Origin of the sequence: Mesorhizobium sp. M7A.F.Ca.AU.001.01.1.1, from assembly GCF_004022735.1 — a bacterium.
In the GTDB taxonomy this organism is placed as follows: Bacteria; Pseudomonadota; Alphaproteobacteria; order Rhizobiales; family Rhizobiaceae; genus Mesorhizobium; species Mesorhizobium ciceri.
Window position 1 is genome coordinate 1 of the sequence record NZ_RZPF01001342.1, and the last position, 507, is coordinate 507.

1 protein-coding gene is annotated in these 507 nt (G+C 67.3%); it reads left to right on the forward strand.

Features of this window, described 5'->3' with window-relative positions; all coding sequences use genetic code 11:
* Positions 1-134: 134 nt before the first annotated feature.
* On the forward strand, positions 135-507 hold a 373-nt coding region (locus tag EN884_RS38075; RefSeq protein ID WP_164895523.1), incomplete at its 3' end, for an RNA-binding S4 domain-containing protein.

Below are 507 nucleotides of genomic sequence, written 5' to 3' on the forward strand. Positions count from 1 at the left end.
TCCGCAAGGCGGCAACCCCGCCTTCCAGCCAAAGCCGCGCGAGGAGCGCCCGGTGCGTTTCGATCCGGATTCGCCCTTCGCCAAGCTCGCCGCTCTGCGCGACCAATTGAAGAAGTAGAACCCGGCTCGCTTCGATGGTTGCCGAAGGCCGCCAGCGCATCGACAAATGGCTGTTCTTCTCCCGCGTCGTGAAATCGCGCTCGCTGGCGGCGAAACTGGTCGTCGCCGGCCGGGTCCGCATCAATCGCGACAAAGCAGCGCAGGCTTCCGATCAGGTCAAGCCAGGCGACGTCCTGACCATCACGCTCGAGCGGCGCATCTTCATCTGGAAGGTCCTCGGCGCGGGTGCGCGACGCGGCCCGGCCGAGGAAGCCCGTACGCTCTACGAGGATATGTCGCCACCGCCCGCACCGAAGGGCGAAGCCCCTCCCGATGCAATTCCGGGGCTGCGCGAGGCCGGCAGCGGCCGCCCGACCAAGAAGGAACGTCGCCAGACCGACCGATTGC